This is a genomic window from Stenotrophomonas sp. 3(2025), assembly GCF_052665395.1.
In genome coordinates, this window is sequence record NZ_JBQOIF010000005.1 from 186,058 (window position 1) to 212,364 (window position 26,307).

26 protein-coding genes are annotated in these 26,307 nt (G+C 67.0%); 21 read left to right on the plus strand and 5 right to left on the minus strand.

Annotation, left to right across the window (positions count from 1 at the left end; translation table 11 throughout):
- Nucleotides 1–201 precede the first annotated feature (201 nt).
- Entirely contained in the window at nt 202–1,617 is a 1,416-nt protein-coding gene (locus tag ACUXVE_RS06085; protein ID WP_093817701.1) for a GGDEF domain-containing protein, read from the plus strand.
- Between the two features lie 40 nt (nt 1,618–1,657).
- Here the strand turns inward: ACUXVE_RS06085 and ACUXVE_RS06090 are convergent, their stop codons facing one another.
- Complete coding sequence (locus ACUXVE_RS06090; RefSeq protein WP_445514002.1) at nt 1,658–2,839, minus strand: MFS transporter; 1,182 nt, start codon at nt 2,837–2,839, stop codon at nt 1,658–1,660.
- A 79-nt stretch (nt 2,840–2,918) separates the two neighbouring features.
- Here ACUXVE_RS06090 and ACUXVE_RS06095 point away from each other — a divergent pair, with 79 nt between their 5' ends.
- The 15 genes from ACUXVE_RS06095 (at nt 2,919) to map (ending at nt 15,519) form a co-directional block, all read left to right on the plus strand.
- The gene (locus tag ACUXVE_RS06095; protein WP_222390188.1) at nt 2,919–3,368 is read left to right on the plus strand and encodes a winged helix-turn-helix transcriptional regulator; all 450 of its coding nucleotides are present in this window, start codon (nt 2,919–2,921) and stop codon (nt 3,366–3,368) included.
- Nucleotides 3,369–3,442: 74 nt separating this feature from the next.
- On the plus strand, nt 3,443–4,567 hold the full coding sequence (locus ACUXVE_RS06100; protein WP_445514003.1) for a metallophosphoesterase: 1,125 nt from the start codon (nt 3,443–3,445) through the stop codon (nt 4,565–4,567).
- A gap of 131 nt (nt 4,568–4,698) precedes the next feature.
- Nucleotides 4,699–5,370, plus strand: coding sequence for a response regulator (locus ACUXVE_RS06105; RefSeq protein WP_025873777.1), 672 nt, complete (start codon nt 4,699–4,701; stop codon nt 5,368–5,370).
- Nucleotides 5,367–6,746, plus strand: a complete 1,380-nt coding sequence (locus ACUXVE_RS06110) for an ATP-binding protein (protein ID WP_445514004.1) — start codon at nt 5,367–5,369, stop codon at nt 6,744–6,746. The genes ACUXVE_RS06105 and ACUXVE_RS06110 overlap by 4 nt, the downstream gene beginning before the upstream one ends.
- A 79-nt stretch (nt 6,747–6,825) precedes the next feature.
- Nucleotides 6,826–7,662 (plus strand): alpha/beta hydrolase, encoded by an 837-nt coding sequence (locus tag ACUXVE_RS06115; protein WP_445514005.1) that lies wholly within the window; start codon nt 6,826–6,828, stop codon nt 7,660–7,662.
- A 1-nt stretch (nt 7,663) separates the two neighbouring features.
- Nucleotides 7,664–8,023 (plus strand): EamA family transporter, encoded by a 360-nt coding sequence (locus tag ACUXVE_RS06120; RefSeq protein WP_025873780.1) that lies wholly within the window; start codon nt 7,664–7,666, stop codon nt 8,021–8,023.
- Nucleotides 8,020–8,418: a DMT family transporter gene (locus ACUXVE_RS06125; RefSeq protein WP_445514006.1), complete on the plus strand. Its 399-nt coding sequence runs from the start codon at nt 8,020–8,022 to the stop codon at nt 8,416–8,418. The genes ACUXVE_RS06120 and ACUXVE_RS06125 overlap by 4 nt, the downstream gene beginning before the upstream one ends.
- The gene (locus ACUXVE_RS06130; RefSeq protein ID WP_445514007.1) at nt 8,415–9,617 is read left to right on the plus strand and encodes a DegT/DnrJ/EryC1/StrS family aminotransferase; all 1,203 of its coding nucleotides are present in this window, start codon (nt 8,415–8,417) and stop codon (nt 9,615–9,617) included. The genes ACUXVE_RS06125 and ACUXVE_RS06130 overlap by 4 nt, the downstream gene beginning before the upstream one ends.
- Before the next feature lie 162 nt (nt 9,618–9,779).
- Nucleotides 9,780–10,466 (plus strand): MtnX-like HAD-IB family phosphatase, encoded by a 687-nt coding sequence (locus ACUXVE_RS06135; protein ID WP_445514008.1) that lies wholly within the window; start codon nt 9,780–9,782, stop codon nt 10,464–10,466.
- A 48-nt stretch (nt 10,467–10,514) separates the two neighbouring features.
- Nucleotides 10,515–11,915 (plus strand): aspartate aminotransferase family protein, encoded by a 1,401-nt coding sequence (locus tag ACUXVE_RS06140; RefSeq protein WP_445514009.1) that lies wholly within the window; start codon nt 10,515–10,517, stop codon nt 11,913–11,915.
- A 32-nt stretch (nt 11,916–11,947) separates the two neighbouring features.
- A complete protein-coding gene (locus ACUXVE_RS06145; RefSeq protein ID WP_445514010.1) occupies nt 11,948–13,012 on the plus strand; it encodes a GNAT family N-acetyltransferase in 1,065 nt (354 codons plus the stop codon).
- Nucleotides 13,013–13,015: 3 nt separating this feature from the next.
- The gene (locus ACUXVE_RS06150; RefSeq protein WP_222390201.1) at nt 13,016–13,900 is read left to right on the plus strand and encodes an arginase family protein; all 885 of its coding nucleotides are present in this window, start codon (nt 13,016–13,018) and stop codon (nt 13,898–13,900) included.
- Between the two features lie 186 nt (nt 13,901–14,086).
- A complete protein-coding gene (locus ACUXVE_RS06155; protein WP_093817690.1) occupies nt 14,087–14,446 on the plus strand; it encodes a bleomycin resistance protein in 360 nt (119 codons plus the stop codon).
- A gap of 67 nt (nt 14,447–14,513) precedes the next feature.
- Nucleotides 14,514–14,726 (plus strand): ParD-like family protein, encoded by a 213-nt coding sequence (locus ACUXVE_RS06160; RefSeq protein ID WP_445514011.1) that lies wholly within the window; start codon nt 14,514–14,516, stop codon nt 14,724–14,726.
- A 10-nt stretch (nt 14,727–14,736) separates the two neighbouring features.
- Nucleotides 14,737–15,519, plus strand: a complete 783-nt coding sequence (gene map, locus ACUXVE_RS06165; protein ID WP_445514012.1) for a type I methionyl aminopeptidase — start codon at nt 14,737–14,739, stop codon at nt 15,517–15,519.
- Here the strand turns inward: map and ACUXVE_RS06170 are convergent.
- Nucleotides 15,516–16,130, minus strand: a complete 615-nt coding sequence (locus ACUXVE_RS06170) for a LysE/ArgO family amino acid transporter (protein WP_093817688.1) — start codon at nt 16,128–16,130, stop codon at nt 15,516–15,518. The two genes, map and ACUXVE_RS06170, sit on opposite strands and share 4 nt — an antisense overlap.
- Before the next feature lie 104 nt (nt 16,131–16,234).
- Here ACUXVE_RS06170 and ACUXVE_RS06175 point away from each other — a divergent pair, with 104 nt between their 5' ends.
- The 5 genes from ACUXVE_RS06175 to ACUXVE_RS06195 all read left to right on the plus strand — a co-directional run bounded on the left by ACUXVE_RS06175 (nt 16,235) and on the right by ACUXVE_RS06195 (nt 21,918).
- Nucleotides 16,235–17,128 (plus strand): LysR family transcriptional regulator ArgP, encoded by an 894-nt coding sequence (locus ACUXVE_RS06175; RefSeq protein ID WP_445514013.1) that lies wholly within the window; start codon nt 16,235–16,237, stop codon nt 17,126–17,128.
- A 111-nt stretch (nt 17,129–17,239) separates the two neighbouring features.
- A complete protein-coding gene (locus ACUXVE_RS06180) occupies nt 17,240–18,616 on the plus strand; it encodes a TolC family protein (RefSeq protein ID WP_445514014.1) in 1,377 nt (458 codons plus the stop codon).
- The gene (locus tag ACUXVE_RS06185; RefSeq protein ID WP_229291083.1) at nt 18,609–19,622 is read left to right on the plus strand and encodes an HlyD family secretion protein; all 1,014 of its coding nucleotides are present in this window, start codon (nt 18,609–18,611) and stop codon (nt 19,620–19,622) included. The genes ACUXVE_RS06180 and ACUXVE_RS06185 overlap by 8 nt, the downstream gene beginning before the upstream one ends.
- Complete coding sequence (locus ACUXVE_RS06190; RefSeq protein ID WP_093817684.1) at nt 19,607–20,794, plus strand: ABC transporter permease; 1,188 nt, start codon at nt 19,607–19,609, stop codon at nt 20,792–20,794. The genes ACUXVE_RS06185 and ACUXVE_RS06190 overlap by 16 nt, the downstream gene beginning before the upstream one ends.
- Complete coding sequence (locus ACUXVE_RS06195; RefSeq protein ID WP_445514015.1) at nt 20,791–21,918, plus strand: ABC transporter permease; 1,128 nt, start codon at nt 20,791–20,793, stop codon at nt 21,916–21,918. The genes ACUXVE_RS06190 and ACUXVE_RS06195 overlap by 4 nt, the downstream gene beginning before the upstream one ends.
- A gap of 45 nt (nt 21,919–21,963) precedes the next feature.
- Here the strand turns inward: ACUXVE_RS06195 and ACUXVE_RS06200 are convergent, their stop codons facing one another.
- The 3 genes from ACUXVE_RS06200 to ACUXVE_RS06210 all read right to left on the minus strand — a co-directional run bounded on the left by ACUXVE_RS06200 (nt 21,964) and on the right by ACUXVE_RS06210 (nt 26,215).
- Entirely contained in the window at nt 21,964–23,280 is a 1,317-nt protein-coding gene (locus ACUXVE_RS06200; protein ID WP_202908355.1) for a hypothetical protein, read from the minus strand.
- A gap of 190 nt (nt 23,281–23,470) precedes the next feature.
- Nucleotides 23,471–23,839, minus strand: coding sequence for a glycine zipper 2TM domain-containing protein (locus ACUXVE_RS06205; RefSeq protein ID WP_025873797.1), 369 nt, complete (start codon nt 23,837–23,839; stop codon nt 23,471–23,473).
- Nucleotides 23,840–23,992: 153 nt separating this feature from the next.
- The gene (locus tag ACUXVE_RS06210; RefSeq protein WP_445514016.1) at nt 23,993–26,215 is read right to left on the minus strand and encodes a methyl-accepting chemotaxis protein; all 2,223 of its coding nucleotides are present in this window, start codon (nt 26,213–26,215) and stop codon (nt 23,993–23,995) included.
- Nucleotides 26,216–26,307 lie beyond the last annotated feature (92 nt).

Below are 26,307 nucleotides of genomic sequence, written 5' to 3' on the forward strand. Positions count from 1 at the left end.
GCCTGCAGGTCGGTTCCTGCCGTCATTTTTTCATAAATGCGATTGATTCTCAAATGCGTCAACGCATTGCGGCATCGGCCGGCGTGTGCTTCATCCGCGTTTTTCGGCCTGCATGGCGCTTAAACTGGCCGGCTTCCCTGCCATCAACCGTCGACAGCTGCGGCCGATACCGTGGTCTGTTGTGCGCCGTTAGAGATCGACGTGGATACACCCCAACTGGACGAAGCCAGCCAACCGCTGGCCCAGGCCTGGCAGCAGTGTCTGCTGCTGGCCGGCCCCGCCGCCGCCGCGCTGCTGCATGCCGTGGCCGCCGATGCACCGCCGACGCTGGCGCAGCGCTTCTACGAAGTGCTGCTGCAGGACACGCGTGCGCGCCGCTTCCTGTCCCACGAACAGGTCAAGCAGCGCCTGCAACCAGCGATGCAGCGTTGGTTGGCCCAGCTGCTGACCACCGATGCGGATGGCATTGCCGCTACCGTCGCCGCACAACGGGTGATCGGCGATGTACACGCACGGGTCGGTATTCCGGTGGACCTGGTGGCCCGCGGTGCGCGCGTACTCAAGCACGAGCTGTTCATCCGCCTGCGCGCCGATGCCGCTGACAACGACACCGCCTTCGCCGCCATCGATTGCCTCAGCGCGATCATGGACATCGCCATGGAAGGCATGACGCTGGCCTATACGCACGCCCGTGAGCGGTCTTCGCGCACCGATGCGGCGTACCGGCTGTTCTCGCTGGTGCAGAACGTCAGCACCGAGCGCGAGCGCCAGCGCGCCCTGCTGCTGGATTGGGAAAACAGCCTGCTGTACACCCTCGCCGGCCATGCGACCGGGACCGACAACGCCAGTCTGGCAAGCTCCGAGTTCGGCCTGTGGTTCACCCACAAGGGCATTCCCAGCTTCGGCGAAAGCAGCGAGACGCAGCAGGTGGGCCAGCTGATGGCACGCATCGACAGCCGCCTGCAGCGCGCCACCGATGAAGATCCGGCACGGCGGCTGACCGCCCTGCCGATGATCCGCGAAGACCTGGCCACCATCCGCAACCTGATGACCCTGCTGTTCGAACGCATCGGTGAACTGGATGCGGGCAGCGATGCGTTGACCAACCTGCTCAACCGGCGCTTCCTGCCGACCGTGCTGCGCCGGGAGATCGAGTTGTCCACGCGCAACCACACGCCGTTCTCGTTGTTGCTGCTGGACCTGGACCATTTCAAGGCGATCAACGATGGCCACGGTCATGACGCCGGCGACCGCGCGCTGCAGCACGTTGCCGCCCTGCTCGGCCAGCAGACCCGTGGCAGCGACTACCTGTTCCGCTACGGCGGCGAGGAGTTCGTGGTGGTGCTGGTGGCGGCAAGCGAGTCGCAGGCGGAGGTGATCGCCGAAAGCCTGCGCCGGCAGATCGCGCAGTCGCCGATCACCCTGCCCAACGGACAGACGCTGGGCCTGACCGCGAGCATCGGCGTGGCCGGACACGATGGTCATCCCGATTACGAGCGGCTGATGGCGCGTGCCGACGCAGCGATGTATGCCGCCAAGCGACAGGGCCGCAACCGGGTGGTGGTGGCCGACGACGCACTGCCGGAAGCTCCGGGACGACGCGCGCTGCAACGTTGAGCCTGCAGCGCGCGTGACGTGGCGTCGGACGGTCTCGACGCTACGCAGCGTCCTTGCGCGGTATGCGCCACGTCGCCCACCACGTCAGTGCGACCAGCGCGATGCCCGCGCCCAGCGCGCACACCGCCGGCCACCCATAGCGCGCCTGCGTCCAGGTGCCTGCCGCAGCCCCCACACCGCTGCCCACGGCATAGAACAGCATGTACAGCGCCACCAGGCGTCCATGCTGTTCGGCCGGTGCACGCAGCAGCAGGGCCTGGTTGGACACATGCAACGCCTGCCCGCCCAGATCCAGCACCACTACGCCCAGCAGCAACAGGGCCAGCGAATGCGGCAGGCCCAGCAACGGCACCCAGGCGACCAGCATCAGCAGCAGTGCCCCCAGGCTCACCCGGTGGGCAAGGCCACGATCCATCCAATGCCCGACCCGCGCTGCCAGTAGTGCGCCGATGATGCCGGCCAGGCCCAGCGCGCCGATGGCAGCGGTCGACCAGTTCAACGGCGGCGCCGACAACGGCAGTGGCACCGCGGCCCAGAACACGTTGAGACCGGCAAACAGGAACAATGCCAGCGGCCCGCGTTCGCGCAGCGCGCGATCCTGCCGCAGCATATCGGCCATCGAACGCAGCAGGTTGCGCCACGACGGCGGCATTGCGGGCACCGGCACGTGCGGCAGGCGCTGCCACAGCAGCAGTGCCAGCGCCGCCATCAGCAATGCCGACAGCAGGTACACCGCGCGCCATCCCGCTACGGCGGCTACCGCACCTGAGACCACGCGCGCCGATAGGAGGCCGATGAACACGCCGCCCTGGACCATGCCGACCACCCGCCCGCGTTGCTCCGGTGCAGTGAGGTTGGCGGCGTAGGCGATCAGTCCCTGGGTGAGCGCGGTACCCAGCAGACCCGCCAGCAGCATGCCCGACAGCAACCACGCGGTACTGCGGGCGGCGGCCAGCCATAGCAGCGCCACCACCAACGCCAGCAGTTGCATCCGCAGCAACCGACGGCGATCGCCACGGTCGGCCAACGGCAGCAGCCCGAGCAGGGCCAGCACGCTGCCGGCCTGGGTGGCAGCCAGCACTGCACCGGCCACGGCGGCATCCAGGGCGAAATCATGGGCCAGGCGCTCCAGCAGCGGCTGCGCGAAATAGACATTGGCCACGCTGGCACCGGCAGCAATGGCGAGCAGGCCCAACACGGGGCGGGACAGCGAAGGCATCATCAGTGCGGTTGCATTTTGAAACCAGATGCACGGTAGCGCCACTGGTTTTAAACTGCAACCACAATCGATGGAGTCCGCCATGCACGCCAACAGCCCCTGCCCCGTGGCCCGCAGCGCCGATCTGCTCGGCGACCGCTGGGCGTTGCTGGTCATCCGCGATGCCTTCGATGGCGTCAGTCGCTTTGGCGATTTCCAGCGCAGCCTGGGCGCGGCGCGCAACATCCTCAGCGACCGCCTGCGGCGCCTGGTCGAGGCGGGGCTGCTGGTGCAGCAGCCCGCCGCCGATGGCAGCGCTTACCACGACTATGTGCTGACCGCGGCCGGCCAGGACCTGTTTCCGCTGCTGGTGGCCCTGCGCCAATGGGGAGAACGGCATTGCTTCGCTGCTGGCGAAGCGCACTCGCAACTGATCGAATCCAGCAGCCGCCGGACACTGCCCTACATGCAACCCCATGGCCGTGACGGCCAGCCCGTGCGCGCCGCCGATACCCGCGTGCGCAAGCTCAAGGGGGAAGGCGGCCGGGCCTGATCCGCCCGTTCGCGCACACCGGTGGCGTCCGTGGGCGGTTAGCATCGCTCGTCTCCTGCCGCTGGATGCCGCCGATGCCGAACCACGCCCGAACCCTGTCGATCCTGCTGCCACTGGTCCTGCTGCTGGCCGCACCACTGGCCTCTGCCCGCGACGTGGCAGCACCTGCAGAGCACGTGGACAGCGACGGCCCTTACCTGTTCCGTGAGGGCGCGCAGCTGAAAGCGCAGTGGATCTGCCAGGACCAGGTGGAAACCCATAGCGTGCAGGCCGGCACCGATGGCACGGAGGTTACCGCGCGCTGCGGCTACCCGCATGCGGTGCATGTGCTGCCGCCGAACGCGCCGTCGGCATCGGTGCTGCCGGCCGTGCCGCGCATCGTCGCCGTGTCCGACATCCACGGCCAGTACGCACTGCTGGTCCGCCTGCTGCGCGCCAACCGGGTGATCGACACGCAGGACCGCTGGGCACTGGGCAGGGATACGCTGGTGATCGCCGGCGACGTGTTCGATCGCGGCCCGCAGGTGACCGAAGCGTTCTGGCTGCTGTATGGCCTGCAGCAGCAGGCGGCCGCCGCCGGTGGCGCGGTGCATTTCGTGCTCGGCAACCACGAGACCATGGTGCTGTACGACGACCTGCGTTACGTCAATCCGAAGTACCTGCGCAGCGCGCAGCTGCTCGGTCGCAGCTACCCGCAGCTGTATGCTGCCGACTCGGTGATCGGCCAGTGGCTGCGCACGCGGCCGGTGCTGCTGCAGATCGGCGATACCCTGTTCCTGCACGGCGGCATCTCGCCCGAAGCGGTGCAGATGGCATTGGACCCGGCCCACACCAATGCCGCCTACCAGGCCTCGCTGGGCATTCCCAAGGCCGAGGTGAAGGCAGACCCCGCCACCGCACCGTTGTACGACGGCAAGAGCAGCCCGATCTGGTACCGCGGCTACTTTGACGGGCGCCTGGACAGCCAGAGAGTGCAGGCGGTGCTCGACCGTCTCCAGCTCAAGCGCATCGTGGTCGGCCACACCTCGATGCCACACGTCAGCAGCTTCCACGACGGCCGCGTGATTGCCATCGACAGCAGCATCAAGAATGGCGAGAACGGCGAACTGCTGTTCATCGAGGACGGCAAGCTCAGCCGTGGCCTGCTGGACGGAACGCGGGTGCCGCTGGCCAAGGGCGAGCCCGGCCTGCAGGACTGAACGAAGGGCCAGCGCCGGGTGTGCCGGGGGCCCCCACGCCTGCCACCTCCACCCCGTTTGCCGCTACCCTCGGCAGCCGAGAGGCCCGCCCTGTCCAGCGGGCGGCCCATCCGCCCCCAGGAGCCCCGCGCATGCGTGTACTCATCGCAGAAGACGACCCGGACATCGCCTCTGGCCTGTGCGCCTCGATGCGCCGACAGGGCCACGTGGTCGACCACGTGGACAATGGCGCGCATGCCGATGCGGCCCTGAACTCCACCCAGTACGCGCTGCTGGTGCTGGACCTGGGCCTGCCCCAGCTGGATGGCCGCGACGTGCTGCAGCGGCTGCGCCAGCGCGGCGATGGCTTGGCCGTACTGGTGGTCACCGCACGCGATGGCCTGGCCGAGCGCGTGCGCGTGCTCGACCTGGGAGCCGACGACTATCTGGTCAAGCCCTTCGCGCTGGACGAATTCGAAGCACGCGTGCGTGCACAGCTGCGCCGAGTCACCAGCAACGGCAACCCCGACCTGCGCATCGGCCGGCTGCGCCTGGACCTGACCGGCCACCGCGTATGGATAGACGAGCAGACACTGGAACTGACTGCGCGCGAATTCGGCCTGCTGTCCGCCCTGGCGGTGCGCGCCGAGCGCATCGTCTCGCGTGCGCAGCTGGTGGAGGCCCTGTGCGACTGGGGCCAGGACCTGACCGACAATGGCCTGGACATCGCCCTGCACCGCCTGCGCCGCAAGCTGCAGCCGGGCGGCATGGGCATCCGCACGGTGCGTGGGCTGGGCTACATGCTGGAAGACGCCAGCGCGTGATCAGCGGACCGCCCAGCCTGCGCCGACGCCTGCTCGCCTTCCTGGCGCTGCCGATGCTGGGCCTGCTGACCTTCAACACGCTGCTGGCCTACTACATCGCGCTGGACTACTCCAACCGCATCCACGACCGCAACCTGACCGATGACACCGTGTCGTTCGCACAGATGCTCAGCACGATGCCGGTCAGCAGCGACCTGTCCCCGCAGGCACGTTTTCTCATCGAATACGACCCCGACGGTCATCGCTACTTCAACGTCGACAGCAGCCGCTTGGGCACCATCGCCGGCAACGCGGATTTCAGCGCCTATGCGCCCTCGCAGGACTGCAGCGGCATCCACCCGGCGCTGTACGAGGGTGAATTGAACGGCCAGCAGGTGCGCATGTCGACGGTCTGCACGCAGGCGATGAACGATCCACAGGACCAGCTGGCGGTGACCGTGGCCGAAAGCATGGCCGACCGCCGCCAGCGCGCACGCGAAATCCTGATGATCGTCATTCCGCTGATGGCCATGCTGGCGCTGGGAATGGCCGCGCTGGTCTGGTTCGGCGTCACCCACGGCCTGCGTATCCTGACCCCGCTGACTTCGCGCCTGGCACAGCGCCGCGGCGAGCTGGCACCGATTTCCGACGCGGACGTGCCCGAGGAAATCCAGCCCCTGATCAGCACCATCGATGGCCTGTTCGCGCGGCAGGCGGAAATGATCACGCTGCAGAACCGCTTCATTGCCGACGCCGCCCACCAGTTGCGCTCGCCGCTGGCGGGCATGGCACTGCACGTGGACCAGGCACTGGCGCACGGCGATCCAGAGACCGTGCGCGAAGCGCTGCAGAACATCCGCCGGCTCAACCAGCGCACTGCACGCGTCAGCACCCAGCTGCTGGCGTTGAGCCGGGCACAGACCGTGCCGGAGACGGTAGAGGCGCTGGATGTATCCGAGCTGGTGCCGCAATGGGTGGGCATGCGCGTGCCCGAAGCGATCCGCGATGGCATCGACCTGGGCTACCTGGGTCCGCAGCAGCCGGTACGGATACTGGGCAACGGCGCACTGCTGCACGAGGCGCTGGACAATCTGATCGACAATGCCCTGCGCTACGCCGGCGCGGATGCGACCGTCACCGTCGGTGTGCAGGCCCTGGACGACAACGATGTCGAGCTGTACGTCGAAGACAACGGCCCGGGCGTGCCCGGGGACGTGATGTCGCGACTGGGGGAGCGCTTCTTCCGCGCGCCTGGCACTGCCGCCAGCGGCACCGGCCTGGGCCTGGCCATCGCCCATGAGGCTGTCGAACACCTGGGCGGACGCCTGGGCTACCTCAACCGCCCCGGCGGTGGCCTGAAGGTGTCCATCACCATACCGTTGCTGAAGGGATCTTGATCCAGACGGACCGTTGAAAGGTTGCCGAAAATCGCGCTTGCGATGCTGACCTTCCCGACTGCCGCGCTGGAGCCGACTGGTGCCCGCACCCCATGAGTTCTTTCTTCCCGGTGGCCCGCAGGGTGTCCTGCTGATCCATGGCCTGACCGGCACGCCCGCCGAAATGCGCATGCTGGGCAAAGGGCTGAACAACGCGGGCTTCAGCGTGCATGGCGTGCAGTTGCCGGGTCACTGCGGCAGCGTCGAAGACCTGCTGCAGACCCGATGGGAACAGTGGTACCAGGGCGTGGAAGATGCGGCGGCGGACCTGCGTGGCAAGGTCGACCAGCTGTTCGTCGGCGGCCTGTCGATGGGGGCTGTACTGGCGCTGGCGCTGGCCGCGCGGCGGCCGGACTGGGTCTCCGGCGTGGGGGTGTACGGCGCCACCTTCCGCTACGACGGCTGGAACATTCCGGCGGTCGCACGCTTCTCATTCCTGTTGCCGTGGTTCAAGCGCCTGGGCATCGGCCGCGACCGCATGTTCATGGAAGAGCCGCCGTATGGCCTGCGCGACGAGCGCCTGCGTGCGCAGGTCAGCGCCGCCATGCTCTCTGGTGACAGTGCCGCTGCCGGCCTGCCAGGCAACCCGTGGCATGCCCTGGCCGAAATGCGTGCACTGAGCACCTGGACACGGCGTCACCTGCACCAGGTCACGGCACCCTGCCTGGTGATGCATGCCCGCGAGGACGACGTGGCCAGCATGGGCAATGCCGAACTGGTGATCTCGCGCGTAAGCGGACCGACCGAACTGGTGGTACTGGAAGACAGCTACCACATGATCACCATTGATCGCGAACGGCGCGAGGTGATCCGCCGCAGCGCGCGCTTCTTCAGCGACATCGGCGAACGTGCGGGCGTGCTGCAGGCGGTCGCCTGAGATGGGATCGCTTGCGACCCTGCTGTGGCTGGTCAACGTGGTGCTCGACACCGGCGGCCAGTTGGCCTTCAAGGCTGCCGCCAGCGACCCGCAGGATGGCGAAGGCCTGCAGCGCTGGAAGCACATGTTCGGCCGTCCCTGGCTGTGGCTGGGCATCGCCTGCTACGTGCTTGAATTCGTCGCCTGGATCGCTTTCCTGTCGCTGGTGCCGTTGTCGCAGGGCGTGCTGCTCGGCTCGATCAACATCGTCGCGCTGATGGTGGCCGGCCGCATCCTGTTCCGCGAGCGGCTGACGCCGTTGCGGGTGACCGGCATGCTGCTGGTCAGCGCCGGCGTTGCCGTGGTCGGAGCCGGAACATGAGGCGGCTGTACCTGGTCGGCTTCCCGCTGCTGATGGCCTTCGACACCCTGGCCCAGCTGTGCTTCAAGTATGCCGGCGACGCCGCGTTGCCGGTCGAGGCCAACAGCGCATGGCTGCTGCGCGTGCTGTCACAGCTTTGGGTGTACGGCGCGATGCTCGGTTACGTCGGCGCGTTCTTCACCTGGATGAGCCTGCTGCGGCACGCGCCGATCGGCCCTGCGTTCGCGGCCTCGCACCTGGAAGTGATCAGCGTGCTGCTGCTGTCGGCGTGGCTGCTGCACGAACCGTTGACGCTGCATCACCTGATCGGTGCGGTGCTGATCGTGGCCGGCATCATCTGCCTGGGCCGTGCCGAGGCGGATGATCCGCATTCAGTTACCGAAGCAGCCCCGTGAGCCTGCTGTCGCGCGAGTTGCCTCCCACCGCTGGCCTGCCCCTGCAGGCCAGCGATTTCCTTCCCGGCGGCGGCGACCTGTGCACGATTCTCGCCGGGCAGCTGGGCACGCCGCCGCTGCAGCTGACCTGCTCGGGCACCCATGCCCTGCTGATTGCCCTGCGCACCCTGCGCAGGCGCGCGCCGCAGCGCGATACGGTGATCCTGCCGGCCTATACCTGTCCGCTGGTACCGATTGCCGTGCACAGCCTCGGCCTGCGCATACACCTGTGCGATACCCGCCGCGACCATTTCGATTTCGACCCGGTGGCGCTGCACGCCGCAGCCGATGCGCGCACGCTGGCGATCGTGCCCACGCATCTGGGTGGGCGCATCGCCGATGTTGATCGCGCATGTGCCATTGCGCACCGCGTCGGTGCGTGGGTGATCGAGGACGCTGCACAGGCACTGGGGGCACGCGTGGCCGGTAACAGCGTCGGCCTGCGCGGCGATATCGGCTTCTTCAGCCTGGCCGCCGGCAAGGGCCTGAGCCTGCATGAGGGCGGCCTGCTGCTGACACGTGATGAAGAACTGCGTGCGGCATTGATCGAGCAGGCCGCAGGACACACGCCCTTCAACCCGCGCTGGGAGCTGACCCGCAGCCTGCAGCTGCTGGGCCTGGCGGCCTGCTACCGCCCTTCCCTGCTGTCGCTGGTGTATGGAAATCCGCTGCGGCGTGCCCTGCGTCGCGGCGATCTGGAAGCTGCGGTGGGTGATGTGTTTTCGTTGGCAATCCCGCAGCATCGCGTCAGCCGCTGGCGGCAGAACGTCGGGGCACACGCTGCACAGCGCCTGCCCGCCTTCCTGCAGGCCGCCCGCCAGCGCGCACTGCAGCTGCGCGTGCAGCTGGAATCGCTGCCTGCCGTTGAAGTGGTGGACGGGATGCCTGGCACCCTTGGCACCTGGCCGATGCTGATGCTGCTGCTGCCCAGCGAACGTGCGCGTGACAAAGCGCTTTCATCGCTGTGGCAGCGCGGCCTGGGTGTCAGCCGCATGTTCATCCACGTCCTGCCGGACTACGCCTATCTGCGTGGCGTCGTCGCGGACGCGGACGTACCCAATGCCCGCGACTTCGCCGCCCGCTCCCTGACCGTGGGCAACAGCCCCTGGCTGACCCACGAAGACAGCTGCGAGATCGTGAAGGTACTGGCTGGCCAGTAGAGGCTGAAGGCGAGCAAAGCCTGCTTCGCGCTCACTGTCTGAACGTTTCCCGAGTGCCTCCGTTCGGGCTTTCAGGTGGAAAGGAACGAGAAAGACGGCCTGCCTACATTGGCCCCGTCGCCGGCATCGTGCCAAGGCCTCTCTTCATCGACGGAGCTGCCCATGCAATGGAGCATCCTGTGTGACTTCGATGGCACCATCAGCCTCGAGGACGTCATCGATTCACTGCTGGAAAACTTCGGCCAGCCCGGTTGGCAGCAGCTGGAAGACCAGTGGCGCTCAGGCGAGATCGGTTCGCGTGAATGCATGCAGGGCCAGGTCCGCCTGCTGAAGCTGGATCCGGCCACCCTCGATGCACACCTGAACCAGGTACGGATCGATCCGGGCTTCGCCGCTTTCGTCAAACGCGCGCAGGCGTTGGGCCTGCCACTGCGCATCGTCAGCGACGGCCTGGACTACGCAATCCATCGCATCCTCGCCAACCACGGCCTGCCGCCGCTGCCTGTGGTGGCCAACCACCTGCGCTGGTGTAACGACCATTGGCAGCTTGAATCTCCGTACCAAGCCGAAGGCTGCCGCAGCGGCACCTGCAAGTGCACCTGCGCGGCGCAGGCGCGTGCAGACGAAGCTCCCCGCGTGCTGATGATCGGCGATGGCGCCTCGGATTTCTGCGTGTCCGAACACGCCGATTTCGTATTCGCCAAGCGCCGCCTGATTGCCCATTGCACCGACGCCGGTATTCCCCACGCCGCCATCGACACCTTCCACGACGCTACTGCGCTGCTGCCGCGCCTGCTCGACGGCAGCCTGCTTCAGCCCTCGCTTCCGCGGCTGCTCGCCACCGCCTGATCGCTGCGCCCGTTGCTTCCTTTGAATGCCCTCTCCGGAACCGAACCGATGAATATTTTTGACAAGAACGCCGATGCCGCCATCACCGATGCGCAGCTGCTGGCAGACGAAGCCCGCTACAGCTCCTTCGGCGACACCGTGCACTACGTTGATCCGCCGAAGATCTTCCAGCGCTGCGAAGGCAGCTACATGTTCGATGCCGCCGGCACCCCGTACCTCGATCTGCAGATGTGGTACTCGGCGTGCAACTTCGGTTACGCCAACCAGCGCCTGAACAATGTGCTGAAGGACCAGATCGACACCCTGCCGCAGGTCGCCAGCCAGTATCTGCACCCCACGCGCGTGCAGCTGGCCAAGACCATCGCGGTGGACATGCACGAGAAGTTCGGCCTCGATGGCCGGGTGCATTTCAACGTCGGTGGTGCGCAGGCGGTGGAGGATTCGCTGAAGATCGTCCGCAACGCGCGCAACGGCAAGAGCCTGATGTTCGCCTTCGAAGGCGGCTACCACGGCCGCACCCTCGGCGCCTCGTCGATCACCTCCAGCTACCGCTACCGCCGCCGCTACGGCCATTTCGGCGAACGCGCGATGTTCATCCCGTTCCCGTATCCGTTCCGTCGCCCGAAGGGCATGACCCCGGACGAGTACTCCGACCACTGCGTGCACCAGTTCGAGCGCCTGTTCGAAAGCGAGTACAACGGCGTGTGGGATCCCAAGGTCGGCCAGGCCGAGTACGCCGCGTTCTACGTCGAGCCGATCCAGGGCACCGGCGGCTACGTCATTCCGCCGCGCAATTTCTTCAAGGGCCTCAAGCGCGTGCTGGACAAGTACGGCATCCTGATGGTCGTCGACGAGATCCAGATGGGCTTCTGGCGCACCGGCAAGCTGTGGTCCATCGAGCACTTCGGCGTCACCCCCGACGTGCTGGTGTTCGGCAAGGCGCTGACCAACGGCCTCAACCCGTTGTCGGGCCTGTGGGCGCGCGAAGAGCTGATCAACCCGACCGTGTTCCCGCCGGGCTCCACCCACTCCACCTTCAACTCCAATCCGCTGGGCACGCGCCTGGGCCTGGAAGTACTGAAGCTGGGCAAGGAGATGGACTACGAGCGCACCGTGCCGGAGAAGGGCGCCTACTTCCTCGACGGCCTGCGCGGCCTGCAGAAGCGCCATCCGGAAATCGGCGATGTCGATGGCCTCGGCCTGGCACTGCGTGCGGAAATCTGCGCCGCCGATGGCTTCACCCCGAACCGTGAACTGCTGGACCGCATGGTCGACATCGGCCTGGCCGGCGACCTGCTGCACGACGGCAAGCGCATGGGCCTCGTGCTCGATGTGGGTGGCTGGTACAAGAACGTGATCACCTTCGCGCCTTCGCTGAACATCAGCTACGAAGAGATCGACCTGGCGATTACCCTGCTGGACCAGCTGCTGACCAAGGCCAAGGGCTGAGCGGGAATGCGCTGCCGGTTCCCGTGCCCCGCATGGACATGATCCCGCGTGTATCCAGCACCGCGCTGGAACCGGCCGCGCTGCTGGAGGGCTTCCTGGCCCACCCGCCCCTGGGGTTCGATGCCAGCCGCCTGCCCAGCGGCCTGCCCAGTTTCCGTGCGCCATTGGACCTGACCACAACCCTGGACGATGCACTGCGCTCGCGCCTGCTGGGGCTGCCGCTGTCGCGCCTGTGGCGGCCGTGGCTGACCTGGCAGACGCGGTTCATCGGTGCCACCAGCACCGAGTACACACCACTGCCGGCGTATGTGTCGGCGGCTGCACTGGCCGACGACGTGCTGCGCCATGGCGTCGGTGACAGCCGGCTGCTGGTGGTCAAGGATCTGGCGATCGATTCGCCCTTGCTGGACGATGCCGCCAACGCACACAGCCACGCCTTCCTGCAGGCGCTGGAAGCACGCGGTTTCATCCCGCTGGAAGGCATGCCGCTGGCATGGGTGGCGATCGATTTCGATTGCATCGACGCCTATCTGGCACGCCTGTCCGCAGCGCGTCGCAAGAACATCCGGCGCAAACTGCGCTCACGCAGCAACCTGCAGATCGACTGCATCGCCACCGGTGACCCGGCCCTTGCCGAACCGCGGCTGCAGGCCGAACTGCTTGCGCTGTACCTGCAGGTGTATGCACAGAGCGCCGTGCATTTCGACCGGCTCGACCTGCCCTTCTTCCAGCACCTGCTGGCAGACACGCAGGGTCAGGGACGTTTGTTCCTTTACCGCCACAACGGCGAGCTGATCGGCTGGAACCTGTGCTACGTGCACGCCGGCAAGCTGGTGGACAAGTACATCGGCCTGTCCTACCCGCAGTCGCGCGACCACAACCTGTACTCGGTCAGCTGGATGCACAACCTGGAATACGCGTTGCAGCACGGCCTCAGCCACTACGTTGCCGGCTGGACCGATTCACGCATCAAGGCCGAACTGGGTGCCCGCTTCACCTCCACCGTACACGCGGTGCATGCGCGTTCGCCGCTGCTGCGCGCCGTCCTGCGCAGGCTGGCCCCGCACCTGCAGGCTGAGCCGGATGGAGGAGGCTGACGGATGCAACTGCGTCCGCCGCTGATCTTCGACCTCGACGGAGGCGTCCTGCCATTGCCGCAGGCACGCACGCTTGCGCTGCAGCACTGGCATGACCCGCTGCGCTTTGCCTGCCGCAACGCCACGCTGTCACGCTTCGCCACTGAAGTTCTTCGGCCGCTGCCGGCACAGCTCGGCACGGTCATGCTCGGCAGCGGCGACTTCCACCATCTCAGCCTGCCGCTGCTGCAGCACCTGCACACGCGTGCCCCGTTCCAGCTGGTGGTGCTGGACAACCATCCGGACAACATGCGCTTTCCCTTCGGCATGCACTGCGGTTCGTGGGTCAATGCTGCCGCCGCATTGCCACAGGTATCGCATGTACATGTGCTGGGCATCACCTCCGCCGATATCGGCCTGGGCCATGCGTGGGAGAACCACTGGCGGCCGCTGCTGGGGCGGCGGCTGACCTACTGGTGCATGGATGTGGATGTGGGCTGGGCCAGCCGCGTGGGCATGGCAGCTGCCTTCCGCCGCTTCGACCATCCCGAGGCCCTGGTCGCCGCGTTCGCCGCCGAACAGGCGCAGGCCCCTCAACCGACCTACCTGTCGATCGACAAGGACGTGTTCGCTGAAGATGTTGCGCGCAGCAACTGGGACCAGGGCCGCTTCCAGCTTGAACACGCACTGATGGTGATCGAGGCCCTGCGCACCGGTGGACTGGTGGGCAGCGACATCACCGGCGAGGTGTCACTTGCCAACTACCAGAGCCGTTTCAAGCGATGGCTATCATCGCTGGATGGGCAGCCCGACATCAGCGCCGATGATCTTCCGGCATGGCAGCAGCAGCACCAGCAGGTGAACCGCGAACTGCTGGCGGCGATGGCCGCCGTTCCGACGGCCTGCTGAGCGGGGGTAGTGCCGGCCCCTGGCCGGCAGCTGTACCACGATCTGCCAACCAAGGTTGGCACCTGCCAGACCCAGGCAGAGTCGGTAGTGCCGGCCGCTGGCCGGCAACCTCATTGTTCCCGGGCTCAGGAGGATGCCGGCCAGCGGCCGGCACTACACTGGACGTCTGCCCCAGGAGCCCTCGCCATGCCCCAGACCGTCATCCCGCAGCTGCGCATGCGCCATGCCGATACCAGCCTGCCCTTCTACGTGCAGGGCCTGGGCTTCATCGTCGACTGGGAGCACCGCTTCGAACCCGGCTTCCCGCTGTTCGCCCAGCTCACCCGCGAAGGCCAGACGATCTTCCTGACCGAACACAGCGGCGACTGCGAGGTGGGCGGTGCGGTGTATTTCATCGTCACCGACGTCGATGGCCTGCACCGCGCGTTCAGCGCTGCGGGAGTACCCATCGAGCAGCCGCCACACGATACCGACTGGGGAAGCCGCGAGATGCTGATCGTCGACCCGGATGGCAACCGCCTGCGCTTCGCCACCGACGCTGGCTGAATGCCACGCGCTTGAACGGGAATATACGCTTCGTATACGCTTCATATATCCCCAATCGAGAACGTCCATGGGCATCGTCAACATCGATGACACCCTGCACGACCAGCTGCGTCGTGCCTGCACCGTCTCCAACCGCTCGATCAACGCCCAGGCCACGTTCTGGATCCGGGTCGGCATGCTGTGCGAGATGAACCCGACCCTGAGCTTCCAGGACGTCGTCGCCAGTGAACTGCGCGCCGCCGGTGTGCAGCCGCCGCTGCTTGCCCCCGGCCGGGCCTGAGCCGATGGCCATGATCAAGCGCCCGGACGAGATCGACCGCCTCGCCGAGTCCGGACGACTGCTGGCGCAGGTCTTCGCCATGCTCGACGCCCTGCCCCTGCAGGGCCGCAGCACGCTGGAGATCAACGACATCGTCGAGCGGATGATCGTCGACGAGCTGCAGGCACGGCCTGCCAGCAAGGGGCAGTACGGGTTCCCGTACGTGCTCAACGCCTCGATCGACAACGTCATCTGCCACGGCATGCCGTCGGCCGATGACGTGCTGCGCAAGGGCCAGATCGTCAACCTCGACATCACCCTGGAGAAGAACGGCTACATTGCCGATTCCAGCACCACGTATGTTGTGGGTGATGCCGACTACGCCGCGCGCAAGCTGGTGCAGGTGACCTACCAGGCCATGTGGAAAGGCATCGCCGCCGTGCGGCCCGGCGCGCGCCTGGGCGATATCGGCCACGCCATCGCCCGCCACGCCCGCAGCCACGGCTACAGCGTGGTCAAGGAGTACTGCGGCCACGGTATCGGCCAGGAGATGCACGAGGAGCCGCAGATCCTGCATTACGGCCATGCCGGCACCGGCATGGAGCTGCAGGAAGGCATGGTGTTCACCATCGAGCCGATGCTCAACCAGGGCAAGCCGGCGATCCGCCAGCAGCCGGACGAATGGCCGGTGTACACCCGCGACGGCAAGCTGTCGGCGCAGTTCGAGCACACCGTGGCCATAACCGGCAGCGGCGTGCGCGTGCTGACCCTGCGCCCTGGTGAAACCCCGTTGTGCGCGGTGGATGCGGCCTAGAGCGGGCGCAGCAGCAACAGCAGCGCAAGGCACAGCATGAAAGCCGCCACGCCTGCATCCAGCAACCGCCATGCTGCCGCGTTGCGGAACACCGGCTGCAGCAACCGGGCGCCGAACCCCAGCCCGCAGAACCAGAGCACGCTGGCCACGCAGGCGCCCGCTGCGAACGCCCAGCGCAGGTCACCCGGGTAGCGCGTGGACAGGCTGCCCAGCAGCACCATCGTATCCAGGTACACGTGCGGGTTGAGCAGGGTGAAGGCCAGGCAGGCCAGCAGCACCTGCCGCCGGCTGCCACCACTGGCATCGGCCGCGGCCAGCTCACTGCCACCGCGCCACGCGCGCAGCCCAGCCCGCAGCCCATAGCACAGCAGGAAGGCGGCGCCGCCGAAGCGCAGCACCTGCAACAGCAACGGCCACTGCAGCACCAGCGCCCCCATGCCGCCAACGCCGGCCAGGATCAGCGCGGTGTCCGCGCCCATGCAGGCCAGTACCACCATGCCCACGTAGCGGCGCTGCAGCCCCTGCCGCAGCACGAAGGCGTTCTGCGCGCCGATGGCGATGATCAGGCCAGCACCTGCAAACAGACCGGCCAGGGCCGCAGCAATCCACATCCGACGCTCTCCACATTGAAAAGAGGCGCAGGGTGCGACCAACGGGCTCGTTAAGGCCAGCTGGTTTTTCTTTATCCTGTGCAGAAAAACTGAAGAGGCACCGCGTGGACCTGGTACATCCGCAGTTGAGCGCCTTCACCGCCGTGCTCGAAGAAGGCAGCTTCGAGGCCGCCGCACGCCGCCTGTCGATCAGCCCATCGGCGTTGTCGCAACGGATCAAGGCGCTTGAAGACCGGCTGGGCCAGGTGCTGGTGGTGCGCCAGGCCCCGTGCCGGCCTACCGCTGCCGGCGAAGTGCTGCTGCGGCGGGTGCGGCCGATGCAGGCACTGCAGACCGAAGCGCTTGCCGAACTGCTGCCGGAACGCGGCAGCGATGCCACCCGTACGCCGATTCCGCTGGCGGTCAACGACGATTCGCTGGACACCTGGTTCGTCGCCGCCATCGCCGAGCTGCACCAGCGCCACGGCTACCTGTTCGACCTGCGCATGGACGACCAGGACCACACCCTGGAACTGCTGCGCACCGGCAGCGTGCTTGGCGCGGTCACCGCCGAACGCAGACCGCTGAAGGGTTGCAACGTGCATCCGCTGGGCGCGATGCGCTACCGCGCCATCGCCTCACCGGCATTTGCGCGCCGCCACTTCAGCGCGGGCATGCCGGCCGAAGCATTGGCCTCGGCGCCGATGATCGTGTTCAACCGCAAGGATGAACTGCAATGGCGTTTCCTGCGCAGGCTCACCCGCGCGCGAATCCAGCCGCCCGTACACTATCTGCCCTCCTCCACCGGCTTCGTCGATGCTGCCGCGCGTGGGCTGGGCTGGTGCCTGGCGCCGGAGGCGCTGGTCACGCCAGCGGCAGAGTCCGGGCAGATAGTGGTGCTGGAACCGCGTCGCTGGCTCGACGTACCCTTGTTCTGGCAGCATGCCGCCGTGCGTTCGAGCACGTTGCAGCACATCACCCACGCGCTGCGTACCGCCGCGGGCAATACCCTACGTTGAAAAGAGCATGATCCAGACCACCGCAGACCCCGGCTTCACGCGCGGACCACTACCGTTTGCCCACTTCTTCACTACAGGAACGGCATGCGCCTGAGCTGCCCACGGACAAGGATGCATCGCGCGCTCGGCGCTGCCGGCCTGGCCTTGCTGGCCAGCCTGCCGCTGGCTGCAGCGGCACAGACCAGCGCGCCTCCCGCACTGGAATGGGAACAGGCGCGGCAGCGTCTGGAACAGGTCTCCGACGCGCTGGCCGCTGCTGATGCCGGCGTGCGCAACAAGGAAGAACTGCACGAGGCCACTCGCCTGCTGCGCCTGCCGGAGATCACCGGCGAAGTGCGGCGCCTGCAGTTCCAGAAGACACTGACCCTGCCGCTGGGCTCGCTGGCGCCGGTGGCCGAAGCCTTTGGCATCGACTCACCGCTGTCGTTCACCGAGCGCGACTGGCGCACACGGCCGGTGGTCACTGCGGTGCTGCCGCTGTACACCGGCGGCCTGATTCCGGCCGCGCAGCGTGCTGCCGGCGCGGCCAGCGAACAGGCCAGCGCCGAGCGCGAAGCGCAGCGGCAGTCGCTGACCGTGCAACTGGCCCAGGCCTACTTCGGTCAGCGCTTGGCCGAACAGGCAGTGATCGTGCGCCGCGATGTGCGCGACGGCTTGAACCGCCACCTGTCCGATGCCGAGAAACTGGAACGCGAGGGCTTCGCCACGCGTGCGCAGCGCCTGCAGGCCACCGTCGCCCGCGACAAGGCCGAGCGCGAGTACCAGAAGACCCTCAATGATCTGGCCACGCTGAAGGCTGCGCTGGCCACGCTGTTGCGCAGTGGCGGCGATGTGCAGCCGCTGTCGCCGCTGTTCGTGCAGCGCGCGCCGCTGGAACCGGTCGCCAGCTTCGAGCGCACCGCGCAGGCACGGCAGCCGCAGATCGCCCGCCTGCGCGCGATCGTGGCGCAGGCCGAACAGGGCGTGCGCGTGCAGCAGGCCAAGCTGAAGCCAACGGTATTCCTGTTCGGCCAGTACGACTTCCGGCGCCGCGACGAAATGCTGACCGATCCGGACTGGGCGTTTGGCATCGGCCTGAAGTACACCTTCCTGTCGCCGAACTCACGGCCGGCACAGATCAGTGCGGCACGCGCACAGCAGGAACAGGCCGAGGCCGGCCTGCGCGAGGCCGAGAACCAGGTCGCGCTGGGTGTGCGCAAGGCCTGGAACGAGCTGGAAACCGCACGCCAGCAGTTCGTGCTGCTGGACAGCAGCATCGCCCAGGCCGACGAGAACCTGCGCCTGCAGGAGCTGGCCTTCCGCGAAGGCCAGGCCACCTCGCTGGACGTGATCGACGCGCGGCTCGGTCTCGGTGGTGCGCGCGTCGAACGTGCGCAGGCCGCCTACCAATACGATATCGCCTTGGCACAACTGCTCGAGGTGAGTGGACAGATGGACCGCTTCGAAGACCATCGGCGGCGTGCAGACGAGGTAATTGATCATGAGTGATGTGTTGCACGACGAAGCAACGACGCCCCCGGGCAAGCGCCGGCTGGGGCCGGTTCTGCTGGTGGTGCTGCTGGTGGCGGTGGTGCTGGGCCTGTGGCTGGCCTGGCGCAGCCCCGCCGACCAGATCCAGGGCATGGCCGACGCCGACACCCTCAACGTGTCCGCCAAGATCACCGCGCGCGTGGCCGAACTGAAGGTGCGCGAGGGCGATCGCGTGCAGGCCGGGCAGGTGCTGTTCCTGCTCGACAGCCCCGAAGTAGCAGCCAAGGAACAGCAGGCGCACGGCGCACTGGCTGCGGCGCAGGCGGTGGCCGACAAGGCCGCCGAAGGCGCACGCAGCGAAGACATCCGCGCAGCCGAAGCCAACTGGAAGCGCGCCGAGGCCGGTGCCACGCTTGCCGATGCCACCTACCGGCGCGTGCAGAACCTGTTCAACGAAGGGGTGATGACCCGGCAGAAGCGCGATGAAGCGGCGGCCCAGGCCACCAGCTCGCGCGAACTGGCCCGCGCCGCCCGCGCCCAGTACGACATGGCGTTGACCGGCGCGCGCGAACAGGACAAGCGTGCCGCGCAGGGCCAGGTGCAGCAGGCCCAGGGCGCGGTGGCGGAAGTCAACGCCGCGCGCGTTGAAGTGGAAGGCCGCGCGCCGGTGGCCGGCGAGATCAACAAGCGCATGGCCGACCCGGGCGAACTGGTGCCAGCCGGCTACCCGGTGTTCACCCTGGTCGACATCGACCGCATGTGGGTGTCGATGAATCTGCGCGAATCGCAGATGCAGGGCCTGAAGGTCGGCAGCAAGCTGCAGGGCAGCGTGCCGGCACTCGGCAAGGACGGTGAGTTCGAGGTCTACTTCATCAATCCTGCGGGCGACTACGCCACCTGGCGCACCACCCGCCAGTCATCGGGCTATGACGTGCGCAGCTTCGAAGTGCGGGTGCGCCCGGTACGCCGCATCGAGGGCTTCCGCCCCGGCATGAGCGTGCTGTTCGCATGGCCGCAGCACTGAACACCAGCCGCAGCAGCTTCGGCAGCTCATGGCAGCGCGAACTGCGCCGGTTGCGCAGCAACCGTGCGGACCTTGCACTGGTCACCGTGCTGCCGCTGTTGATGCTGGTGGTGATGGCCTGGATGTTCTCCGCATCGGTGATGCGCGATGTGCCGATTGCCGTGGTCGACCTTGACCACAGCAGCGACAGCCGCCTGCTGCTGCGCATGCTCGACGCCAGCCCCGGCGTGCGCATCGCCCGCCAACCGGCCGATATGGAGGAGGCGCGCACGCAGCTGCGCCGGCTGGAGGTGTTCGCGGTGGTGCTGGTGCCGCGCGATGTGACCCGCCAGGCGCTGCGCGGCCGGCAGGGTACGGTGTTTTCCTATTACAACGCCACGTACATGACCACCGGCCAGTCCGCCGCTCGGGATATCGGCGACGCGGTATCGGCATGGAACGCGCGGTTGCTGCGCGAACGCATCGGCCTGCAGGTCGGGCCGGGCAAGTTGCGTGCCGCCCCCATCGCGGTGCAGTCGGACATCCTCTTCAATCCGGCGCGCAGCTACGAACTGTTCCTGCTGCCACTGATCTTCCCGGCGGTACTGTCGCTGGTACTGGCGCTGGCCGTGGCCGGCAGCCTCGGCCGTGAGATCCGCGACGGTACCCTGCCCGCCTGGCTGGGCCATGCACCATGGTCGGCCATTGCCGGCAAGGTGCTGCCCTACGTGCTGCTGTTCTCGTTGTACGGCGCGCTGGGCGCGGCCTACCTGGCCTGGCTGCGTGGCGACGGCATCGCTGGCAGCGTGCTTCTTCTGCTGCTCGCACAGCCGCTGTTCTACCTGGCCACCGCGGCCTATGCCCTGTTCTTCGTTGGCGTTACCCGTGACATGGGCACGGCCCTGTCCGCCGTGGGCCTGAGCATCGGCACCGCGCTGGCGTTCTCCAGCGCCACGTTCCCGGTGATCGACGCACCGTTGTTCACCCGCGTCTGGCACCTGCTGCTGCCGCTCAGCGCCTACATCAAGCTGCAGACCCAGCAGCAGTTCATCGGCTCGCCGTTGGCGGTGTCGCTATGGCCGCTGGCCACGCTGCTGCTGATGATCGCGGTTGCTGGCGGCATCGGCGGCTGGCGCCTGCTGGCGTTCGCGCGCACGCCGCAGGCCGCGCAGCCGGCCGGGGCGGGCGCATGAGCCGGATCTGGCACAGCCTGCGACAGACCCTGTTGGCCGTGCTCTGCGACCGCTATGCGATCGTGGTGATGGTCGGCGCGGTGATTCTGTACTCGTTCTTCTACCCCGCTGCCTATCGCCATCAGGTGGCCGGCAACCTGCCCGTGCTGGTGGTCGATGAAGACCACAGCGCGACCAGCCGCGAGCTGCTGCGCAAGCTCGATTCGCTGCGCGTGGCCCATGTGGTCGGGCAACCGGCCGACCTGCAGGAAGCGCGCGCACAGCTGGAGGCGGGCCAGGCCGAAGGTATCGTGCTGATCCCGGCCAACCTGGAACGCGACATCCTGCGCGGGCATCCGGCCAAACTGGTGCTGCTCGGCAACGGCGCCTACCTCGGCCGCGCCAGCTGGGTGCTGGGCAGCGTGGCCGATGCACTGGGTGCGTTCGGCCGTGAAGCGGCTGTCACCCAGGCCGCGTTCATGGGCGCGCCACAGGCACCACCGGTCACCCTCGTGCAACGGCCCCTGTTCAACACCCAGGAAGGCTATGGCAGCGCGATCGTGCCCGGCGTGGCCGAACTGATCGTGCACCAGACGCTGCTGATGGGCATCGGCGTGCTGCTCGGCGGTCGCCGGCTGGTGCTGGGGCGGCGCCTGCAGTTCGACCTGCCCACCCTGACCGGCATGGCCCTTGGCTTCGGCCTGATCGGGCTGTTCGGGCTGTTCTGGTACGCCGGCTTCACCGCCTGGGTGCAGGACTATCCGCGTGGCGGCAACCCGCTCGGCCAGCTGCTCGGCGGCACCCTGTTCATCGCTGCCACGGTGGCGTTCGGCCTGTTCGTCGGCAGCTTCTTCCGCACCCGCGAACGCGCCTTCCAGTACATCATCGCCACCTCGATCCCGCTGTTCTTCCTGGCCAGCCTTTCGTGGCCGGCGGTGATGACCCCGCGCCCGCTGGTGTGGCTGGCGCAGCTGCTGCCGACCACCTCCGGCATCAACCTGATGGTGCGCCTGAACCAGATGGACGCCAGCCTGGCCGAGGTCAGCCGCGAACTGATCACTCTGGTCGTGCTGCTGGTGCTGTACGGCGCCCTCGCCCTCTGGCGCCTGCACAGCCCAAAGCGGACGGAGGAGATTGAGTTGTAGCTGGCACGGAGAGGGAGAAAGCGACTTAATCCCCTCCGTCTCCTTTTACGGCTCCGGCGCGTACCAGAACGGGATGCTGTATTCGCGACGACGGCTGGGGCCGCGTTCGCCGCCGTCCACGTTCCAGACCAGTCGCAGGTCATGCCGGCCCGGCTTCAGGTCCGCCATCGGCAGATAGCCCACCAGCCCACGCATGTCCAGGTCGCGGCGTTCCATCGGCACGAAATCGTGCAGGTCGACCTTGCCGCCGTCGAGCTGCACCGTCCACAGCGTGGCCATGCAGTTCACCGCTGCTGTCGCGGCCAGTGCGCCCTGCGCTTCGTTGCGTGCACCACCGGCGCAGCGCTGTCGCGCCACCGGGTTGTCACGCTGCGGGCGATGGGGAATGAACAGGCGCAACCGCGATGCACTGATGGTATCGGCCGGAATCATCGGATAAGGCAGCAACTGGTCGTGCGCCGAGCGCAGCGATTCGTAGTGCGCGCCCAGCATGCCGTGGTTCACTGCCTCCTCGGTCAGCACGCTGTAGCGGTTGAACAGCGAGAACGTCATCGAGCCATAGACCTGCAGGGCGGCGAGCACCATCGCCAGCATCACCGCCGAAATATAGATCACCGTGAACGAGCGGCCGCGCAGGTTGCTCTGCAGGGTCCACTGCATGGTCTGCAGCAGGCGCAGCATGGGTACCCGCTGCAGGCCAGCCAGCACCGACTGCAGTCGCTTCTCCTGCCGTGCCGTGTCCAGGCCCCGCGCGCGACGCCGCGCGATCGACTTTTCCAGCAGCATCGGCACCATCGCCAGACCGAGCAGACAGAGCATCAACACCGCAACGATTCCCAGCGTGATGCGATCGACATCGCCGAAGGCGGCGCCGATGGCCATCGCCACGCCAAGCGAGACAATGGCCACCACCAGCGTGCCGGCCAGGGTCTGCACGCACAACAGCGTGGTCGAGAACAGCATGGTGGCAAGCCGGTCCGCGCGTTCAATGGTGCCGTCGAGGCCGCCGTCGCGCTGCTGCAGGAACGCGCGTGAGAACGGCCCCAGCATCGTCAACCGGTCCCAGTCGATACCGTTGGGGAAGTGCGATTTCAGGCCGATCAGGCCGATCCAGTAGCCGCGCACAGCCAAGTGGATGATCAAGGCCACCGCCAGCACGTAGCACATGCCGACGCCGATGCTGAAGGCGAACCACAGCGCCTGGAAATAGACACCTTCGGTATGCAGGCTGCTGCGCGCCCACGCATCGAACAGGTAGCCCGGCACAGCGAGCAGTGCGAAGGCGAGCAGGCCGGATATGAACAGCTCCAGCTCGTCGGTGCGGTCACGCACGCGGGAGTAGCTGGCTGTCGTGCGAGGCATTGCATCAGCAACATCGGACGATTCCCGACGGTCTACAGCGCTCGACTCGTTCACTGGCGATTCATCCCTGGAGGTCGGCGCAGTATAGGCATGCGCCCTGCCCCACGGAACCGGTCCGGAAACGAAGAGCGCCGGCACAGGGCCGGCGTTCGGGGTACAGCAGTGTGGAAGGGGTTATCGCATGGAGAGATCAGCGATAGACGCGCTCACAACGGCGCTCGACCACGCGGTCGCCAGTCTTCTGCTGATGGTTGCCCTGGATCTGCCGCCCAGCTGCACCGCCTGCCACGGCACCGGCGACAGTCGCCAGCTTCTTGCCATTGCCGCCGCCTACCTGGTTGCCCAGCAGGCCACCGACCACGGCGCCCGTAGCGGTACCGGTGATGCGGTTGGGATCGCGGGTATTGCGCTGCACTTCCACGTTCTTGCAGACCACGCGGCTGCCATCGTTGAACTTGCGCCCTTCATCACGCGGGCCGTAATTCTGTGCGCCAGCAACGGACGAGGCCGCCAGCAGGGTGCCCAGCACCATCAGTCGGGTCGAGGTCTTCATGGCCATCTCCTGTGCTCCGGTATGGCGCAAGTGTCTGCCTGCACGTGGCAAATGCAGGTGAAATCCACGTCTCCAGGCGCTCAGCGGCCATCATCGGTTCAGGAACAAAAATGCGCCCATCGCGACCAGCCTCGCGATGGGCGCCGTCTCCCACCCGGCTTAGAACTCTTCCCACCCACCCGTGTTGGCAGCGAGCGACGGGGCATTCCGGAGAGGCCCCCCGGTCACGCGACGCACTGGCGGCACGCTCGCAGCGACCGCAGCGAGCATCGGCCGGACCGCTGCTGCCGCCACCGTCGCACCGGTGCGGAACACCGACACCGCCTCGGCCAGCAGGTTGGCCTGTTCTTCCATTGACCGCGCAGCAGCGCTGGCCTCTTCCACCAGCGCAGCGTTCTGCTGGGTGGTTTCGTCCATCTGCATCACCGTCTGGTTGACCTGCTCGATGCCCGAGCTCTGCTCCTGCGAGGCTGCAGAGATCTCCGCCATGATGTCGGTCACCCGCTGCACCGAGGCGACAATCTCGCCCATCGTCGTGCCGGCCTGACGCACCAGCGCCGAGCCGTCGGACACCTTGCCCACCGACTCCTCGATCAGGCCCTTGATCTCCTTGGCCGCACCCGCCGAGCGCTGTGCCAAGGTGCGCACCTCGCTGGCCACCACCGCAAAACCCCTGCCCTGCTCACCCGCACGTGCCGCTTCCACGGCGGCGTTGAGCGCCAGGATGTTGGTCTGGAAGGCGATGCCATCGATCACGCTGATGATCTCGGCGATCTTCTTCGACGACGCTTCGATGGCGCTCATGGTGGTCACTACCTGCCCCACCACTTCGCCGCCCTGCGAGGCCACCCCATGCGCACCGATCGCCAGCTGGTTGGCCTGGCGCGCGTGTTCGGCGTTCTGCTTCACCGTGGAGGTCAGCTCCTCCATCGACGCTGCCGTTTCCTCCAGGTTGGCCGCCTGCTGCTCGGTACGCCGTGACAGATCGGTATTGCCCGAGGCAATCTCCCCCGCCGCCAGATTGATGCTGGATGCACTGGTCTGGATGCGGCCGACGATCTGGGTCAACTGCTCGACGGTGGCATTGCAGTCGTCCCGCATGCGGGCGAACACGCCGTGGAAGTCACCCTGCATGCGTACGGTCAGATCGCCGCGCGAGATCGCCTGCAACAGGCTCGACACCTGCACCAGGTTCTCGTCGGTGGTCTGCATCAACCGGTTCAGGCCGGCCACCATCTCGCCGAAATCATGCTCGAAGCGCGTTTCGTCGCCACGCAGGCTGAAGTCGCCTGCGGCCGCGGCTGTGGCCAGACGGCGGATCTCGCCGTTGATGGCCGACAGACTCGATTTGGTCTCGTCCATCGCCTGGGTGATCGCCGCCTTCTCGCCCGGCAGGCGATCCATGTCCACCGACAGGTCGCCGCGCGCGTAGTGCTTCATCACCTCGATCAGGCGGTTCTGCACGTGCACGTGCGAACCCACCAGCGCGTTGGTGTCATGCACCATGCGCCCGTAGTCGCCGGGGAAGGCGCTCTCGTCCATGCGATAACCCAGGCTGCCATCATCGTGCTGCCGCGCCATCTCGCCCTGCGCGGCCATCACCGCCTGCAGCTGCCCCTGCATGCGCTGCATGGACTTCAGCAACTGGGTCACCTCGTCGTTGCCCGAAGCATCGATGACGTTGTCCAAGCGGCCGTTGGCGATGCCATCGGCCAGCTTCACCGCGCCCGCCAAGGGGCGGGTCAGGCTGCGGGTGATCGCCCACGCAGCCAGTGCGCCGAGAATCAGGCTGAGCACACCGAAGGCGATGGACAGGGTTCCCGTCCACGCTTCCGTGGCGCGGTATTCCTCACGGCTGCGTTCGGTCAGGGTCTCCTGGTGCCGCAGCAGGCTGGAGATCGCTCCATTCCAGGCGGTGGCCAGACCATGCTCGGCCAACAGCTCGGTAGCTGCACCGTCGTAGTCGCCCGCCTTCATCCGCTCGTGCAATTGTTGAGTGGAGACGTCGGTGGCCTTGCGTGCCGCCGCGATCTGCGCCACCAGCGTATCGCCGGTGGCATCGCGGGGAATCTTGACGTACTTGTCCCAGATACCGTCGTAGGTGCGGCTCAGTTCCTGCGCCCGCTGGTAATCCTTGTCGAACTCCTCGCCGCGCTTGATCACCATCAGGCGACGATGCATCAGCACCGCGTTGTTGGTATCGAGCATGTCGTTCAACAATCGCATCTTGACCATGTTCACGCCCACCACTTTCTCGAACTGGGCGGACTTCAGATGGTTTCCGTACAGCACCAGGCCGACGATGGCCAGGATGAACAGCAACAGCAGACCGAAGCCGGCGGAAAGCCGGGATCCCACACGGAGGTTGCGTAAGGCGAGCATCTCAATTCCCTTGATCGTGGCCCTATATCGGTGGCGGCACGACCCTGGGGAAACTTTAAGCACATTTATTGAAACAACGCCTCATTAACATA

Coding starts and splice junctions, on each gene's coding strand:
- ACUXVE_RS06090 (WP_445514002.1), bottom strand. CDS start 2,839: ATGATGCCTTCGCTGTCCCGCCCCGTGTTGGGCCTGCTCGCCATTGCT.
- ACUXVE_RS06095 (WP_222390188.1), top strand. CDS start 2,919: ATGCACGCCAACAGCCCCTGCCCCGTGGCCCGCAGCGCCGATCTGCTC.
- ACUXVE_RS06100 (WP_445514003.1), top strand. CDS start 3,443: ATGCCGAACCACGCCCGAACCCTGTCGATCCTGCTGCCACTGGTCCTG.
- ACUXVE_RS06105 (WP_025873777.1), top strand. CDS start 4,699: ATGCGTGTACTCATCGCAGAAGACGACCCGGACATCGCCTCTGGCCTG.
- ACUXVE_RS06120 (WP_025873780.1), top strand. CDS start 7,664: ATGGGATCGCTTGCGACCCTGCTGTGGCTGGTCAACGTGGTGCTCGAC.
- ACUXVE_RS06125 (WP_445514006.1), top strand. CDS start 8,020: ATGAGGCGGCTGTACCTGGTCGGCTTCCCGCTGCTGATGGCCTTCGAC.
- ACUXVE_RS06135 (WP_445514008.1), top strand. CDS start 9,780: ATGCAATGGAGCATCCTGTGTGACTTCGATGGCACCATCAGCCTCGAG.
- ACUXVE_RS06140 (WP_445514009.1), top strand. CDS start 10,515: ATGAATATTTTTGACAAGAACGCCGATGCCGCCATCACCGATGCGCAG.
- ACUXVE_RS06145 (WP_445514010.1), top strand. CDS start 11,948: ATGGACATGATCCCGCGTGTATCCAGCACCGCGCTGGAACCGGCCGCG.
- ACUXVE_RS06150 (WP_222390201.1), top strand. CDS start 13,016: ATGCAACTGCGTCCGCCGCTGATCTTCGACCTCGACGGAGGCGTCCTG.
- ACUXVE_RS06155 (WP_093817690.1), top strand. CDS start 14,087: ATGCCCCAGACCGTCATCCCGCAGCTGCGCATGCGCCATGCCGATACC.
- ACUXVE_RS06160 (WP_445514011.1), top strand. CDS start 14,514: ATGGGCATCGTCAACATCGATGACACCCTGCACGACCAGCTGCGTCGT.
- map (WP_445514012.1), top strand. CDS start 14,737: ATGATCAAGCGCCCGGACGAGATCGACCGCCTCGCCGAGTCCGGACGA.
- ACUXVE_RS06170 (WP_093817688.1), bottom strand. CDS start 16,130: ATGTGGATTGCTGCGGCCCTGGCCGGTCTGTTTGCAGGTGCTGGCCTG.
- ACUXVE_RS06180 (WP_445514014.1), top strand. CDS start 17,240: ATGCATCGCGCGCTCGGCGCTGCCGGCCTGGCCTTGCTGGCCAGCCTG.
- ACUXVE_RS06185 (WP_229291083.1), top strand. CDS start 18,609: ATGAGTGATGTGTTGCACGACGAAGCAACGACGCCCCCGGGCAAGCGC.
- ACUXVE_RS06190 (WP_093817684.1), top strand. CDS start 19,607: ATGGCCGCAGCACTGAACACCAGCCGCAGCAGCTTCGGCAGCTCATGG.
- ACUXVE_RS06195 (WP_445514015.1), top strand. CDS start 20,791: ATGAGCCGGATCTGGCACAGCCTGCGACAGACCCTGTTGGCCGTGCTC.
- ACUXVE_RS06200 (WP_202908355.1), bottom strand. CDS start 23,280: ATGCCTCGCACGACAGCCAGCTACTCCCGCGTGCGTGACCGCACCGAC.
- ACUXVE_RS06205 (WP_025873797.1), bottom strand. CDS start 23,839: ATGGCCATGAAGACCTCGACCCGACTGATGGTGCTGGGCACCCTGCTG.
- ACUXVE_RS06210 (WP_445514016.1), bottom strand. CDS start 26,215: ATGCTCGCCTTACGCAACCTCCGTGTGGGATCCCGGCTTTCCGCCGGC.